Origin of the sequence: Bacillus luti, from assembly GCF_009739945.1 — a bacterium.
Taxonomy (GTDB): Bacteria; Bacillota; Bacilli; order Bacillales; family Bacillaceae_G; genus Bacillus_A; species Bacillus_A luti.
In genome coordinates, this window is sequence record NZ_CP040336.1 from 2,686,466 (window position 1) to 2,702,444 (window position 15,979).

Consider the following 15,979-nt stretch of genomic DNA (forward strand, 5'->3'; position numbering starts at 1 on the left):
ATAATTTTAGAAGATTGATTGTCTACCTTACAAATCTTAATATCTTCTTACTAAAGGTTTACCTCTATTTTTATCGAATTATATAAATATCTTATAAAACGAGGTGAACATCTTGTTCAGTAATATAGAATTAGTTTTGGATGCTAAAGCAAGTTTAGCTGAAGGACCATGTTGGGATGAGAAAAAGCAGCTTTTATATTGGGTTGATATTATGGAGAAAAAATTATGCATATATAATCCTACCGCTAATACGAACCGAGTAATCACTCTCAATCAACAAATTGGTTGTGTTGTTCCATATTTAGAGGACGTACTACTCTTAGCTATGGAAAACGGCTTTTATTCTATTAATGTATATACAGAAAAATTGACACATATTTTTGACCCTGAATCACATTTAATAGAAAACCGTTTTAATGATGGAAAATGTGATCCAGCTGGCCGCTTTTGGGCAGGTACTACAGATACATATGGTATTAATACTGCAGGTTCTTTGTATTGTTTAAATAATAATTTGAGCGTAGAGAAAAAAGTTTCACATGTAAATACATCAAATGGAATTGCTTGGTCACCCAACCATAAATACCTTTACTATATTGATACACCTACTAAAAAAGTGGTTCGCTATCATTATGATAAGTATACTGGAAAAATTCTCAATCCAATTGATGTAATCATTTTCCACGAAAATGATGGGCTACCCGACGGTATGACAATTGATGAAGAAGGTTGTTTATGGATTGCACATTGGGGAGGTTCAAAGATTACTAGATGGAATCCTTTAACTGGAGACCAAATATTAAGTATCCCAATTCCAGCGTTATATGTAACGTCGTGTACATTTGGAGGGCCTAATTTAACAGATTTATATGTTACAACAGCCAGAACAAGAATGACAGATGACGAATTAAAGGACTATCCACATGCAGGTGGTATCTTTCGAATTCAAACAAATATTAAAGGTTGTCCTACATATGAATTTTGCAATAAAAATATTGGAGCTGAAACAATATGAACCGTATCGAATACATAAGACAAGAAGAAAAGAAATATCACGATCTTTGCTATGAACAATATAAACTGTTTGAAGCTGGATCTTGGCTTAGCAAACCAGTTAAAACGGTGATGGACTTAATAGATCACTTTGCAGGACAAAAAAACTTGCAAGTACTTGACCTCGGCTCTGGCGTCGGTAGAAATAGCATTCCAATTGCACAAAAGATAAAAAATACTAGCGGTACTGTTACATGTGTTGACTTGCTTGATTCCGCTTTAAAAAAGCTACAAATTTATAGCAAAGAACATGATGTATTCGAGGTTATAAAAACAGAACAAGCAGCAATTGAAAACTACTATATTGCCTCTAACACTTATGATTATATCGTTGCAGTATCCAGTTTAGAGCATGTTAAATCAGAAGAAGATTTAACAAATGTGCTCCATTCTATGAAAAAAGGTACAAAGACTGGTGGTATTAATTGTTTAATTATTAACTCGAACATACAAGAAATTGATTTAAAAACGAATGAAGAATTAGATGCTTTAATTGAAATTAATCTTTCAACAGAAGAAATGATAAATACTTTAAAAAGCATTTATAAGGAATGGAAAGAAATAAAAGTTGAAATAAAAGAATTAGCTTATGATATAGTTCGAAATGAAAGACATATTCAATTAAAAACAAATGCGATTACATTTGTCGTTCAGAAATAAAACTTTAAAAGTCATCCTTAATAAAGTGAAACTTTAATCAGTGGGGGTTTTCTTCATCCCCCACTGATTATTAGCCTTCACCAATCGGACTTTTATGGGCAGTTGATCCCCACCTAACTTCTTTGCTTTCGCTGAATTTTGAGGTGGGGGTCTTACTGCCCATTAAAGCGGGATAAATAAAAGAGCACTTGTTTCCGCAAGTGCTCTTTTGGGGATTTTGAGATGCCCTATTAACGAAAGTTAAGGTTACCTAAAGTTAAAAGGTATTTATATTATATGCTTGTCCTTTTTATTTGTGCATAATCAATATATAAACATCTTTAATAATTCTTAATAACTTTTATTTATAGTTCTTTCTGACATGTTATCATTATGAAATTGATTGAAGGTTTATCTACCATATTCTTATTCGGTTCATCAATTTCCGAAACTTGTACCAATCCATACTTATTAAAATCTTGGTTTATAGATTCCGGATCATAGAAGAACATTTTTACACCTTCCATTACCTCAAAATAATCTTGATCCAACTCTTTTCCTTTTCTGTACATTGGAGCTTTTTTAGAAACCGTTGTAAAAACCATATATCCACCTGGTTTTAGCTGATTATAACAATCTTTAATAAATTTCTCTCGCTCATGCTTATTCAACAAATGAAGAAGTGCATGACTGAATATCCCATCATACAGTTTACTATCAAAAGGCATATTGTTTACTGAACCGTGATGTATACTAATACCTTCTAATCCGTTTTGCTTTGCTAAATCAATGGCTGTTTTTGAAATTTCAATACCCGTGACATTTATACTATTATCGATAAAAACCTTTGCATTTCTACCATATCCAATACCCGGAATTAAAATATCCTTAACGTTTTTTTCAAGGAAAAAATCCTTTGTCAAAATTGCAGAATCTGTAGGTTCAAACCCCCACATCGTTTGTTTTTCTATAAAACTTGATTCCCAAAATTCCATTATATTTCTTTCTCCTTATTCTTATCTCATTTTTAGTATCACATTACAAACTTATAAATTTTAACGTTGCTGCTACCTATGCCAAATTAATTTTTTTACCACATTCAATATAGGTCCATTGAATATAGCATAATTATAAGCCTATATCTATTATAATGATTGGTTTAAAATCCACCCATTTTTTATTAATCCTTACGTTTGTAAAAAAATAAAAAAGCCAATACTTCTGTTAGAATATTGGCTTTTCTCAAGAGAAATTATCTTTTTGTATTGTACTGATCTATTACTTTTTCTAACACTTCTAAAGTTATTGGTTGAGCTTTTTCTATTAATTGATAACCAATACGCCCATTCGGTTCAGCTGTAACTTGTTGTAAAATCTTTAAATCATGAATTCCTTTTTCTCTTAATTGCATATAAAGTTGTTGTTCCGACATTTTTGCCTTCATCAAATTCTCTATTACAATCTCTCCGTTTTCTACTATTACAATGCTACTGCCATTTAGGAATTGTTCCACCTTCTTTAATTTCAATTCAAAGATATGAATGATAAGAAGTATGCTCGCAAATATAATAGCTGCAAATATAGATGGGACTACTTTCCTACTTAATACAGGCTCTACAATAATACGTCCAATTGATACTACTATAATTATTTCAGCTCTTGTCATTTGACTAACAGATTTACTACCTGTCATTTTTAATACAATTATTCCAGTGAGAATTAATACAATGCTTTCTAAAATAACATTCATAATAGCCCAATCCTTTAATGGTGTATGTTACTATCATTCCCATTAAAGTTGTATTTTACATACTTACCAAGTTTTTAAACCCTTCAGACCATGATGAAAATAAAGGCTCCCACCCATACTCTTTACGTGCTTTATTATTTGAAGCTCCTCTTTCCCAACTAATCTTCCCAGCTTGAACTATTGGAACCGGCGCCCCAATTGCAGCTGCATATATCGGTAACCACTCTTTACTTGTTGCTGGAAAATCATCTACAATATTTACAGTTCCTGCAGGCCAATGAAGAGCTAACATAGCTGCCCTAGCAGCATCTTCGACATGTATAAACGAGCTTATCCCGTCTGATGCGATAATTTCATTATTACGAACTTGATTTGCGATTAATCCATTTTCCGCATACCATGTACCTGGACCATATAGCGTACCGTAACGAAGTATAACCGCTTCTTGTAACTCCGAAACAGCTTGTTCTAATTTTAATATGCCATCAATAGTCAGCTGCCTAGGCATAGGGGCAGCAATGTCTAATGAATCTATTTCTGTCGCAAGTGTTTCTCCTGGTTCATACGCCCATGAAATACTTTGAGCAATCATTCTCTTTACCTCTACATTTTTAGCTGCATCAACAAGGTTACGAGTACCTTTGATTCTAATTTTGGCATTATCCTCAAAATTCCACGTAGACAATGACGTTAATTGATGAATCACTACATCAGGAGTTGTTTCATTTAGTGCAGAAAATACAGCCTGTCGATTAAATATATCAGCTATTACTGGGATAGCACCAAATTTCTTCATTTCCTCTACTTGCGATTCATTACGAATCATTGCAAATACCGTATGCCCCTCTTTTATTAACATAGGCAATAAAGAACGTCCGATTACACCCGTTGCACCTGCTATAAATATTTTCATATACATTCCCCCTCATTTAATAATCATAAATGTAACGAAATATATGTGAGGAATGTGACAATTTTATATTGTTCCATAAATATCCTCTTTTTTTACAAACATGTATTCACAGTACCTATTGGACTATTTATAATAATAATTAATGTGAATGTTTCATCCAAAATTTAAGCTATAACGTTGGCTAGCAACCAACAGTGATAACATGATAATCGAATTTGATGGATATAGAATTAATGAGTATGTTATTGGCCGTAATTGTTCTCTTAACAAGTTAAAAGCAATGTATTTAAATGTAAAAAATGAAGAGTTATCTAATGAGGATCTTCTACGTTTATTTTGTATGCACTATCATTATGAAATTATTCCAAAGTCACTACAAGAAGCCGGCACGAGCGATGTTGTCATCGATTTAGACACAGACTATATTTATATCCCTAATAGATAACTGTAAACTAGATTAAATGAATAAACATTACGATTCAGCTAAGTGTTTAATAAAATAAGTCATTGCCCAAATTAATGTCGCAAATTGAGTAACAAAATACATTGTCCATTCAAAACGAGTCAATTTTCTCTCTCGTTTAACCTTCTTTAAATATCTGTAAAATATGAATGTACTCAAAAACATAAGTAACAACGATAATTGCTGTAAATCATCGACTATACGTACCGCCATAAACTCCATCACCCTTCTATTCAAAATATAAGCTTTATTTTAAGAATATCATTTATTGGTAGTTTATTTCCAGTTCATATACTTATGACATAAACTAAAAGAGCACTCAGCTATTGAGTGCTCTAAAAAATGTTAATTCAACACATTTTCCTCGTAATGGTAACGTGTTATCCCCCTTACTTTTTATACTTCAGTTTTATCACTTCTGGTATATGGTTGCTATCATATTTCCTCGTATAGGTTTCTCCATCTGGTGTAACAAATTGTAATACAATCTTACCACAAACACCATGTTGTATTTCAAATTCACCATCTGCATTTGAAATACTGCGTTCCTTGTCTTTAATAGTATCTTCATAAATTTTCACATTAAATATAGGTTCGTTATTTTGATCTATGACAACACCTTTTGAATACTTAGCAATTGCTATACACTTATCATTTTCTTTATAATATTTAGTAATAATCATGGCTCCAATTACTATAGCGATACTTACAAGTAAGAGAATTATTTTACGTCTCACAATCCACCTCCTTATTTGTGTTGTTCTTTCTTAAATTGAAAATCTAGATGTCTTAATAATTTGATTTCTTCTAGTACTTTGTAAATACCTTCTTCAATTTTCTGCTCTTTTACATTTGATACGTTTAACTTTAATAATTTTTCTTTAGGAAAATCCTTCATAAAATTTTTATCAATAGAATCGATTTTTATTTGATTTCCACTTAAACTTTCCATAAGGGTTTCTGTAACTATATGTTTCTGTAATTCTAAACAAGTATGTATTCCCAATATACTTTGCTTTTTATATATAAATAAATGTGGGTTTTCATTTTGTACTTTTTCTAATACTGTTGCTAATTTTTTTGACCTATTATAGTAAGAAACTTTAATTTTATTTTTATGACGTTCAAACATGCCGCTCTTTATATAAATCTCTAAAGCTGCTTGAGATATCATGGGACTATCAATATCTAATATCTTTTTATATTTATGGAAATCATTTGCGATCACTGGCGGAATAACTGCTACACCGACGCGTAAACCCGGAAAAATAATCTTCGAATAACTTTTCAAATATATTACATGGTTACAATCATCTATACTATATAACGGATCTGCTTTTGAATCATTTTCTAAGTCAGCTAAATAATCATCTTCTACTATAAATACATTATATTTCTTCGCCAGTAGTACAATTTTTTCTTTCTCACCTTTAGAATAAGACGTTCCAAGCGGATGATGATATCTCGGTATCGTATAAAAGAATTTTATTTTTCCAGTTTGAAATATTTGTTCCAATTCATTCAAATCGATACCTTCATTCGTACGTCTAATACCGATTACAGGAACTTTATTTATTTCTAGATAATCAATATATAGATGATATGTTGGCTGTTCAATTAATACAGTTTCATTTCCATTCGGAAACGGTATAGAAGTTAATATAGCAAGTGCTTGCTGCACACCTGATGTGACAAAAATATTGTCCTCTTTTGTGAAAACTTGATAGTTTGCTAGTTGTTTTTGAATAACTGGAATTAAAGATGGTAACCCTTTCGGTGTGCCGTAAACGAACAAAGCATTTTTATAAGTATCAATAGCCTTATTAATACAATGTTGAAAATCTAAATATGGAAAAACATCTGGATCTGGTGCTGAAGAAGCAAAATCAATTATCTCGTTATTTTCTATCATACTTCCAGATTTCTTAACAACGTAGTAGCCACTTTGAGGGACGGAATAAACAATATGACGTTTCTCTAATTCCTGTAATGCACGTATAACGGTTGCCTTATTACATTCATATTGTGAAACAAGTGTCCGAATAGATGGTAGTTTCTTCCCTTCTTTTACCTCTCCATTTTGAATCATATTTTCTAGGTCATTTAAAACATGTAAATACTTATACATCTCACACCTTCTTCGTTAGTTTTGTATCGCTACAGCTTAATTAACATACTTTTTGAGTTTTCATTTAGATTTCTTATGCAATTACATACAACTTTTTACTATGACCTATAATTCCCTTCTAAAAATATGGAATTTAACATTATTTAACAATTATTTCACTTCAAAAAGGATTTACAATTAATAAATAGAATATCTCCATGAATAAATAAAAAGTGAGGGATATATAATGCAGCGCTTAAATACGATTGATATTAGTAATGTACTTGAATTAGAACAAGCTCTTTCGACTTTATTACGTGAAGAGATTTCTTCAAAGCAAGACCTTGAAAATTGGTTAAAAGAACAATCTAAATTAATTTGGGAAATCGAAGAACAATTAAGATCACATTATATTGCCTTTCAATGTAATACAGATAATAAAGAAATAAAAGATACCTTTGAATATGATCAACAGTTTGTAAGACCCCTTTTAAAACGTTACCAAAACTTATTTCATAATACATATTTACAGTCACCTTTTCGAATGGAATTAGATTATAAATTATATGGTTTATTAGATGCTAAAATAAAAAATGCGCAAACGCTATTCTGTGAGGAAAACATCGATTTAGAAATTAAAGAAGACAAATTAGTAACAGAGTACTTTGAAATTACAGGAGGATTATGTGGAATTTGGGACGGCAAAGAAAAAACAATTACAGAATTACAATCATATTTACAAGATCCAAATCGTGAAATCCGTAAAAAAGCAAAAATAATTATTTCTGAACAATTCTTGTCTGTCGAAAAAGAACTCCAAACTATCTTAAATCAATTAATTGAAATTCGCCATCAAAAGGCGAAAAATATTCAAGTAGAGAATTATCGTGATTATATGTTTAAGAAATACGAACGCTTTGACTATACAGCCGAAGATTGCTATGAACTAGCTGAATCAATACGTAAGTACGTTATACCACTTAAAGATAAAATATTACAAGAGAAAAAAGAAAAACTGCAAGTGGATACGCTTCGTCCATGGGATGTAACAGCTGTAGCCCCAGATGAAAAAGTACTTACACCTATTGCAAATGAAAATGATTTAATTGAAAAAAGCACTCACATCTTCAATAAACTAGATGTTGAATTTTCAGCACTTTTAAACCGAATGCATGAACATGATTGCCTCGATTTAATAAGTCGCAAAGGAAAAGCATCTGGTGGATTTTGTGAGTACTTACCAGCTTCTCAATTATCCTTTATTTTTATGAACTTAAACTATACGCAAGATGATATTATCACTTTCATACATGAAATGGGTCATAGCATTCATAACGAACTCATCAAACCATTAGATTTACGACAATATATAGAAATTCCCGCTGAAACAGCTGAACTAGCTAGTATGACAATGGAATTATTCTCAATTGACTTCTGGGAAACTTTCTATACAGACAAAAAAGATTTAAAACAAGCGAAAATTAACTTCTTTAAAGATGTTATTTCATATTTACCTGTTATGCTTATCGTAGATCAATTTCAACACTGGCTTTATGAAAATCCGAGTCATACTTCTGAAGAAAGAAATGAAAAATACTTACAACTTCAAAAAACTTATGAGTCTAACGTCATACATATTAATGGCTACGAAAACTGGATAGCAACGAGTTGGTTACCTGTACTCCATATTTTTGAAGTGCCATTTTATTATATTGAGTATGCAATTGCTCAACTTGGTGCGTTGCAAATGTATAAACAATATAAAGACAATCCGGACCAAGCTCTAGAAAATTATAAAAAGGCACTATCGCTAGGAAGCTCAAAATCAATAAAAGAAGTATATGAGACAGCCGGCATTCGTTTTGATTTTTCAGGTGAAACCATTAAAGAACTCATGTCATTTGTAGAAAAAGAATTAGAATTATTGGAACAAATATAAGAAAAAAGCTGTACCTATATTTTAGGTGCAGCTTTCTTTTTTATTTTATTGATTAATTCTATGTACTGAAAATCTCCATATCCGATTGTTGGAAAAAGATGAAACAACTTTATTAATAATTCTTGCGTTGATAAATCTTTATTTTTGGAGATAAATTTTATTACATCATTATCATCTTTTAACATTTCTAAATATAAGTCTACAGCCTGATACATTACTGGAAGTAACTCTACAGATTGTTTCCTATGATTCACTAATACTTCTGTATATACAGAGTGATAGTTACCTAACTTCATTTCAATTTGACTGACTTTGAATTCATCCTCTTTAAAGCTATTTAAAACCACTCTCCCCTCATAACCTGACTGTTCAAGGTATGCAAGTATTGTAAGTAGATTCATTTGGCAAAACATATCCTCACCAAACCATAAAACAATACATTCATATTTATTCTTAAAAAGATTATTTAATGGAGCTATAACCTTTTGTATATAATCCTCAACTGCACTATTATGCCCCGTTGCTCTTGTTTTAATAAACTCTTCATCAAAAGCTTGTGTAGTAACGCGATTTACACACATCGCTTCGTTAAATGGTGCATAATCAGATTCACCCATTAGCTTTTCATTTTTAAACTCTTCATACATCATTTGACCGTTTAATATGTGAAGTACATCTTTATCAAACAGCTCCCTCTTTGCATTTCGTAACTGCTCAACCTCTACTTTTCTAGAAATATTCATTTTAAACTCCCCTTCTATATTGATATTGAGTTTAAAAAATGATTGAATAGGCTTGAAATTCTCTTGGATTTATTCCTAAAACATTTTTAAAAGCTCTACTATATCAATTTTAAAGGATTTCAAAAATTAAAACACGAATTTTGTACATTAAGAGATGTTTAGTTTCTAATTGAAAATTTATGTATGGAAAGGAAATTACAATGAACGAATTAAAAAAAGAAATACTCCACTTACTTAATGAGCAATATCCATTAGATTTTATAAGTGTTACATCCATAACAAATGAAATGTATCGATGTCTTGCGGAACAAGGTACTTACTTCATTAGAATTACAAACTATAAAACGTATAAAGAACAGTTAGAAGAAGTTACATTTACAAACTTTTTATATCAAAATGGCTTAGGTGTTCCTCCCGTAATACCTTCACTAACTGGAAATTTAGTTGAGAAATTAACATTAGACAAGGAGATTTTTACCGTAGTATATAAAGCTGCTCCTGGGATACATTTACCAAGAAATGAATGGAATGCTAATGTATTTAAAAAGCTTGGTCAACAAATTGGTAAGTTGCATCGTATATCTAACAACTTTGGAAATACCAAACCGGTAAAACATATTAACGATTGGTATGAAAATGAAGAATACAATTTTCTTAAGTATATTCCTAAAGAAGAGACTATTATTAGAGAAATTGCATCTGATATTTTATCTTCCATAAAAAATCTGCCAAAAACATCTACGAACTACGGCCTGATCCATGGAGATTTATGGTTGGAAAACGTTTTAGTTGATAATAATTTAAACTTAACAATGATTGATTTTCAAGACTGTGAAAAACATTTTTACATATTCGATTTAGCGGTTCCAATCTATAGCGCGATAGAATACTCATTTGCCGGCAATGGAAATATTGTGGACTATGAGAATTTAATTACAAAAGCAATACTTGATGGGTATCAAGAAGAAAATGAATTACCTAAAGAAATGATAGACAAACTTCCTTTGTTTATAAAATTAAAGGAGATATTTGAATATAGTTTAATGCATATGTATTGGGAGAAAGAAAAATTAACTGAGGAACAAGTACGGATAATGAATCTTTATAGAATGAAACTTGAAAATAAGTATACCTATATCAATATGTAAAGCTGATGTTGTTTAACTACAGTATTGTATTTAAACAACATCCTAAATAAGGGTAATTACTTGCTTACTAAATTGTATTTATTTTTCACTTATACATACTGATCTAATAATCCATTTAAATATACTGCGTTTTCCGGAGATACTTTCTCTGACAATCTAGCTACAATAATAATAGGAGCCCATTGAAAAATCTCATCTCTTGATAAGCTGGTATTTTTGCAATAAATATGTAAATACATTTCAACTAATTCTACTGATGCCTGAGCGTACAATAAGTATGTACGAAATACATCTGCACGAACATCACCTGAACTTGCATCAACCCAATCTATAATTTTCACGTTACCGTTACTCAAAATCAGATTGAATGGATGAAAATCTCCATGACATAGCCTAGAATCAAATACAATTGAATCTAATTTTTGTAATATATTTTCCTTCTTATTTTCATCCAATCTATGTACAGATTTAATTTGACGCTCTAACCTTTCTCTCATTGGCTCCGTTTCATCTGGATTCACACATATAGCATGAATCTTTTTTGTTCATTAACACATAGGCCAATGTAATGCTCTGCTTCATTTAGGTTATTAAGTAGGAGATCACCAATACTGTCCCCTTTTACATATTCCATAATAATTGCCTGTCTATCTTGTATTTTTGTCACTTCAAATACGTTCGGAACTGGTAGCTCACATGAATAAGCATATTTTTGTTTTTTTTGTTTCGTTTATAGCCTCTGTATTTGGGAGATAGTCTTTAAATAATTTCACAATCTTATTATCATATAGATAAATTTCCGCTGTATTCCCTTTTGCAATCGGATTACCTAGATTCACTTCATTTCCCTCCTGTAAATAAAGTGAAACTTTAATCAGTGGGGGTTTTCTTCATCCCCCACTGATTATTAGCCTTCACCAATCGGACTTTTATGGGCAGTTGATCCCCACCTAACTTCTTTGCTTCCGCTGAATTTTGAGGTGGGGGTCTTACTGCCCATTAAAGCGGGATAAATTCAAATAACACTTTATCCTTTACTTTACATTCACTGTAATCATAACGAAAACCTACTTAACAAATCTACAAAAAACTTACCACTTTCTACCCTTAAATAGAAAGTGGTAAGTTTAACTGTTTAGGAACATCAGAATGAAACACCGGTGTATGCAAGATAGTAAATAAATATCCTTGTTGAATAAACGATACTTCATTACGCTTACATTCAAACGGAATACTATTTTTCTTGAAATTATTTTGGATTTGCTGTAAAAATACGGGGTCCGGTGTTCCGAAAGAAACGTGTACTTTCGGTGGTAAAGCTTTCATTGCAATTGGAATCCAAGGTCGCTGCCACCAAGTTGCGACGATATAGGCAGTTCCACCTATAACAAAGTTAAAAATATCCCCATCTTCCATCGTTTTCATATGAAGATTTGATTTTAACCATTCTGTAAATACAGGTACACTTTTAACGGGAAGACCGATTTCCCTAACATATAAAATGTTTAAAGGTGACTGCGAAACTAATACATCTTCTTTAACATAGCTATGTGCGATAATTTCAAGAAGATTTCCATCACCGTCTTTAAAGTATAAATTGAATAGACCGTTCTCCTCACCGATTGTATTTCCATCTTTCCATTTCACAATAAGTAATCCGGATTTTTTAAGCCACTTTGCTGTTTCATGAAATGTTGAATATGGAATTTCAAAAGCGAAATGCGCAGGTGCAATCGGTTCATATACTTCTTGAAAACTAATTGTTGTGTATGGTGTTACTTCAAATTGAATACATGATGCAGTTTCTTTTTTTATTGGAAAAGATAATATATCCTTATAAACTTGTTTTACTCCTTCTATTGAAACCGTTTGTAGTTTTATATCTGAAATATGTGTAATCATTTTACATCCCCCTATTTCATATTATCTACTCGTATTGTATTACAATTAGAAATAGATAAAATCAAACGGAAGGATTGATTTTTCATGTTGAAACTACAACTTTAGTATGAATACGTTAGCTCCAATTATTTTTGATTTCCGCTATAACAATTTCTGGTTTATCCCAGTGCAACATGTGGGTAGTATCAGGGATTACCTTTACTACACCGTCTGTTTTCTCTTTAAAAATATTTACTGTCTTATCTCGATAATCCGTCCAAATTTTTGGGACTGTAGCTCGAAGTAAGATAATGTTAGCCGGCAACTGCTCATATATATCTATCGTTTCATCTTTATGCATACCTCTTATTATATTGCCAGCCGTTGTTCCTCGCGCATGCCAACATACTTTATTATCCAGTTCAATCCCAAGATCTTTTACTGCAAGTTCTAATAATGGCGACCATCTAGTATAAGCTTCTTTTTCACTTTTGAAAAATTCGTCCCAATTATTAAAAACGTATTCATCAAAGTCCTTTTCATAATAAGCAATTTCTTCTTTCAACGTTTCTTCTTTAAGCCTTTTTGTTTGATATCCACCATCAATAAGAATACTTCCTTGTACTTTTTCTGGATGATTTAACAAATAAAATAACGCTACAAAACTTCCCCATGAATGTGATAGAAAATAGAAGTGTTCGATTCTCAATTCATTTATTATTTCATTTAACCAATTTGCTAAATTGTGCATCTCATAATCTTCTGTTCTTTCAAAGGGCGGTGTTTTACCATGTCCAGGTGCATCAACGGAGATAAATCTATACTCTTCTTTTAATTCCTCAGCAATTTCTATAAAACTTAAACTCGTACTACCTAATCCATGTAAACAAAAGATAACGGGCTTGTCATTATTCTCCCATTCAGTAATATGTACATTTATTTTTTCGTTGTTAATATAGTAGCGTTTCAAAACAATTATCCTCCATATTTCGTTTTTTTGATTAGCACTTTACTTATTTCTATTTTTTTCAAGTATCCCCTGCATTCTTTGCCACACAAAAAGCTGCTTTTCTATAATAGAAAAGCAGCTTTTACACTCAAATACACTATAATTTAACAGCAATTATCATAAATCTTTTTGAATTCGTACGAATCCCTTTTTCAGAACTATTCGTGTCAATGAATTTTTGTAAAATAGTAAAATCCTTTTTCTCTTCTCCAAATCTAGGAATAATAGGCGTATGTTTTAATAAGAAAATGAGATCTTCAGGAGTACTGTAATAATCAGTAACATCATATTCACGTACTTGCACGAGATCAAATCCTGCACTTATAAGTTCATTCATATACTTTTCTTTTAAAGTGCCATCTCGTTCACCTAAGCATTGTCCTCTGCCAAATGCTTCTTTCAGGTTTAATTTATCATTCTCACTTACTTGTTGTGTTAAGAAAAAGGCACCCTTTTTCATTACTTTTGCTAACTCAGATGCCAGAAACGGGGCATGACAACTTGAAGCAATATCAAAATGAGCATGTGGAAACGTTAACGCTTCAGAGTCCATTTGGAGAAACTCAACGTTTTGTACACCTGCTTTTTTTAAGTTGGAATATGCTTTTTCAATCATGCCATTTGAATTATCTATTCCAGTTAGTAATTTTACTGAAGATGCTATTTTTATTACATTCTCTCCGCCACCTGTACCAACATCAAGTAGACTATGTGATGGTTTGCATCTTTCTTTCACTTCGCTATAAAAGTCCCATGTATCTCCTACAGTTTCACATTTTATTTTACTAAAATCCCATCCATTTAATCTTCCTACTTTATCATAGAAGCTTTTATACTCTAATTCGTTCATCTTATTACTTCCCCTTTGTAAAAATGCATTAAATATGTATAATAACCTGCAACACTACTTAATTATATATTATAAAATGCAAATTATTAAAACAACATAATTCTTCGTACCACATTAAGTTTACATAACAATTTTATAGTTTACCTTTATCTATATGTTCTAAATGTCCTCTTCCCCAACTACACATACTATCCAAAACAGTACTGACTGTTTTTCCATGCTCAGTTAAGCTATATTCTACTTTAGGTGGTATTTCTTGATAAATTTCGCGTTTTAGTAGTTGATCTTGCTCTAATTCACGTAATTGCTTTGCTAACGTCCCTTGAGATATATCTGGTATTAATCGCTTTAATTCACCAAAACGTTTCGTTCCATCTGTTAGCAAAATAAACAAAATGAGCGGCTTCCATTTCCCGCCGATTATTTGTAATGTCGCTATTACCCCTTCTAACTTCGGTTCTTTTAAATCCATTTTTCTCACCTCTCCTCAGATATCATAAACCATATTTAGCAATTTTTCCTATTACTTATCTGCATAAATAGCGATTAGTACGAAATTTACGACTATGTACATATAAAGTGCGTACTTTTCAATACTCTTATTTTAAAGAATAATAAAAGCAACACAGATTTATTTTTAATTTTATATTAAGGGAGAGGCTTAATCATGTCTTTTACTTCATTAAAAGATAAACAAATTGTTATCATTGGCGGGAGTTCTGGTATTGGATTAGCAACAGCAACAGAAGCAATTAAACAAGGCGCACATGTTATTATTGCAGGGCGTTCGGAAGAAAAATTAAAAGTTGCTAAAAAATTAATAAATAGCAATCTTCTCCAAACTTACGTATTGGATAATCAAAATAAAGAGCAATTACAAAATTTTTTCGAGAAAATCGGGAATTTTGATCATTTATTTACACCAGGGGCCTCTTACACACTTGGACCAATAAATGCTACTGATGATATTGCTGAAAGTAGCTTTATCGGAAAATTCTGGCCACAATATTACGCCGTAAAATATGCAATTCCTTTTCTTTCAAACTCTGGATCTATCGTGTTAATGTCCGGTGCCTTTAGTCAAAGGCCACTTAAAGGTGCGCCTGCTTATGGAGCTTGCAATGGTGCTATTGAAAGTTTAGGGAAAGCTTTAGCTGTTGAATTAGCTCCTATAAGAGTTAATGTTGTTTCTCCCGGAACGATCCGAAGGGAAAATGAGAAAAGACTAGCTGCTTATGAAGCTTATAAATCTCATTCTCTTGTAAAGAGACCTGGGCATAATGATGAAATTGCACATACTGTCCTGTATTTAATGCAAAATAGTTTTACTACAGGTAATGTATTATTTCCAGATGGAGGATACACATATCATTGATTTAAAATTCAACTGCAAATTATCTTGAAGGTTTTTATTAAAACACAATTTCCATTAGGTGTAAATTTTTCAACTGCCTCCATTTATCTTCATAATTTAAATTTTAGTT

16 protein-coding genes and 2 pseudogenes are annotated in these 15,979 nt (G+C 31.5%); 6 read left to right on the forward strand and 12 right to left on the reverse strand.

The annotated features are described in order from the left end of the window. Window positions 1-112 precede the first annotated feature (112 nt). Entirely contained in the window at window positions 113-1,015 is a 903-nt protein-coding gene (locus EUC40_RS13760; RefSeq protein ID WP_156575680.1) for an SMP-30/gluconolactonase/LRE family protein, read from the forward strand. Continuing rightward, window positions 1,012-1,713, forward strand: coding sequence for a class I SAM-dependent methyltransferase (locus EUC40_RS13765; RefSeq protein WP_156575681.1), 702 nt, complete (start codon window positions 1,012-1,014; stop codon window positions 1,711-1,713). The genes EUC40_RS13760 and EUC40_RS13765 overlap by 4 nt, the downstream gene beginning before the upstream one ends. Window positions 1,714-2,057: 344 nt before the next feature. On the opposite strand, the gene EUC40_RS13770 is transcribed toward EUC40_RS13765, so the two are convergent. From EUC40_RS13770 to EUC40_RS13780, 3 genes are all read right to left on the reverse strand, one after another. After that, a complete protein-coding gene (locus EUC40_RS13770) occupies window positions 2,058-2,687 on the reverse strand; it encodes a class I SAM-dependent methyltransferase (protein ID WP_156575682.1) in 630 nt (209 codons plus the stop codon). Between the two features lie 257 nt (window positions 2,688-2,944). Further along, window positions 2,945-3,442 carry a DUF421 domain-containing protein gene (locus EUC40_RS13775; RefSeq protein WP_071712165.1) on the reverse strand — a complete coding sequence of 166 codons (498 nt, stop codon included), beginning with the start codon at window positions 3,440-3,442 and terminating at the stop codon, window positions 2,945-2,947. Window positions 3,443-3,497: 55 nt separating this feature from the next. Beyond that, window positions 3,498-4,355 carry an NAD-dependent epimerase/dehydratase family protein gene (locus EUC40_RS13780; protein WP_071712166.1) on the reverse strand — a complete coding sequence of 286 codons (858 nt, stop codon included), beginning with the start codon at window positions 4,353-4,355 and terminating at the stop codon, window positions 3,498-3,500. A 202-nt stretch (window positions 4,356-4,557) separates the two neighbouring features. Here EUC40_RS13780 and EUC40_RS13785 point away from each other — a divergent pair, with 202 nt between their 5' ends. Beyond that, a complete protein-coding gene (locus tag EUC40_RS13785; RefSeq protein WP_156575683.1) occupies window positions 4,558-4,800 on the forward strand; it encodes a hypothetical protein in 243 nt (80 codons plus the stop codon). A 27-nt stretch (window positions 4,801-4,827) separates the two neighbouring features. Here EUC40_RS13785 and EUC40_RS13790 read toward each other — a convergent pair whose 3' ends face one another. From EUC40_RS13790 to EUC40_RS13800, 3 genes are all read right to left on the reverse strand, one after another. Beyond that, on the reverse strand, window positions 4,828-5,031 hold the full coding sequence (locus tag EUC40_RS13790; RefSeq protein WP_000290888.1) for a hypothetical protein: 204 nt from the start codon (window positions 5,029-5,031) through the stop codon (window positions 4,828-4,830). 176 nt (window positions 5,032-5,207) lie between these two features. Then, entirely contained in the window at window positions 5,208-5,555 is a 348-nt protein-coding gene (locus tag EUC40_RS13795; protein ID WP_156575684.1) for a carboxypeptidase regulatory-like domain-containing protein, read from the reverse strand. Window positions 5,556-5,566: 11 nt separating this feature from the next. Continuing rightward, window positions 5,567-6,946, reverse strand: a complete 1,380-nt coding sequence (locus tag EUC40_RS13800) for an aminotransferase-like domain-containing protein (RefSeq protein WP_156575685.1) — start codon at window positions 6,944-6,946, stop codon at window positions 5,567-5,569. 226 nt (window positions 6,947-7,172) lie between these two features. Between EUC40_RS13800 and EUC40_RS13805 the strand changes: the two genes are divergently transcribed. Then, complete coding sequence (locus tag EUC40_RS13805) at window positions 7,173-8,864, forward strand: M3 family oligoendopeptidase (protein WP_156575686.1); 1,692 nt, start codon at window positions 7,173-7,175, stop codon at window positions 8,862-8,864. A 14-nt stretch (window positions 8,865-8,878) separates the two neighbouring features. On the opposite strand, the pseudogene EUC40_RS13810 reads toward EUC40_RS13805, so the two are convergent. Further along, window positions 8,879-9,680: pseudogene (locus EUC40_RS13810) on the reverse strand (AraC family transcriptional regulator). A 127-nt stretch (window positions 9,681-9,807) separates the two neighbouring features. Between EUC40_RS13810 and EUC40_RS13815 the strand changes: the two are divergent. After that, the gene (locus EUC40_RS13815) at window positions 9,808-10,755 is read left to right on the forward strand and encodes a phosphotransferase enzyme family protein (protein WP_187130352.1); all 948 of its coding nucleotides are present in this window, start codon (window positions 9,808-9,810) and stop codon (window positions 10,753-10,755) included. 89 nt (window positions 10,756-10,844) lie between these two features. On the opposite strand, the pseudogene EUC40_RS13820 reads toward EUC40_RS13815, so the two are convergent. The 5 genes and pseudogenes from EUC40_RS13820 to EUC40_RS13840 form a co-directional block, all read right to left on the reverse strand. Beyond that, window positions 10,845-11,594: pseudogene (locus EUC40_RS13820) on the reverse strand (aminoglycoside phosphotransferase family protein). Between the two features lie 268 nt (window positions 11,595-11,862). Then, window positions 11,863-12,657 (reverse strand): VOC family protein, encoded by a 795-nt coding sequence (locus tag EUC40_RS13825; protein ID WP_156575688.1) that lies wholly within the window; start codon window positions 12,655-12,657, stop codon window positions 11,863-11,865. A gap of 115 nt (window positions 12,658-12,772) precedes the next feature. Then, window positions 12,773-13,606 carry an alpha/beta fold hydrolase gene (locus EUC40_RS13830; RefSeq protein WP_156575689.1) on the reverse strand — a complete coding sequence of 278 codons (834 nt, stop codon included), beginning with the start codon at window positions 13,604-13,606 and terminating at the stop codon, window positions 12,773-12,775. A gap of 136 nt (window positions 13,607-13,742) precedes the next feature. After that, the gene (locus EUC40_RS13835) at window positions 13,743-14,495 is read right to left on the reverse strand and encodes a class I SAM-dependent methyltransferase (RefSeq protein ID WP_156575690.1); all 753 of its coding nucleotides are present in this window, start codon (window positions 14,493-14,495) and stop codon (window positions 13,743-13,745) included. Between the two features lie 133 nt (window positions 14,496-14,628). Then, window positions 14,629-14,967 carry a winged helix-turn-helix transcriptional regulator gene (locus EUC40_RS13840; RefSeq protein WP_156575691.1) on the reverse strand — a complete coding sequence of 113 codons (339 nt, stop codon included), beginning with the start codon at window positions 14,965-14,967 and terminating at the stop codon, window positions 14,629-14,631. 195 nt (window positions 14,968-15,162) lie between these two features. Between EUC40_RS13840 and EUC40_RS13845 the strand changes: the two genes are divergently transcribed. Next, window positions 15,163-15,870 (forward strand): SDR family oxidoreductase, encoded by a 708-nt coding sequence (locus EUC40_RS13845; protein ID WP_156575692.1) that lies wholly within the window; start codon window positions 15,163-15,165, stop codon window positions 15,868-15,870. Window positions 15,871-15,979: the final 109 nt, after the last annotated feature.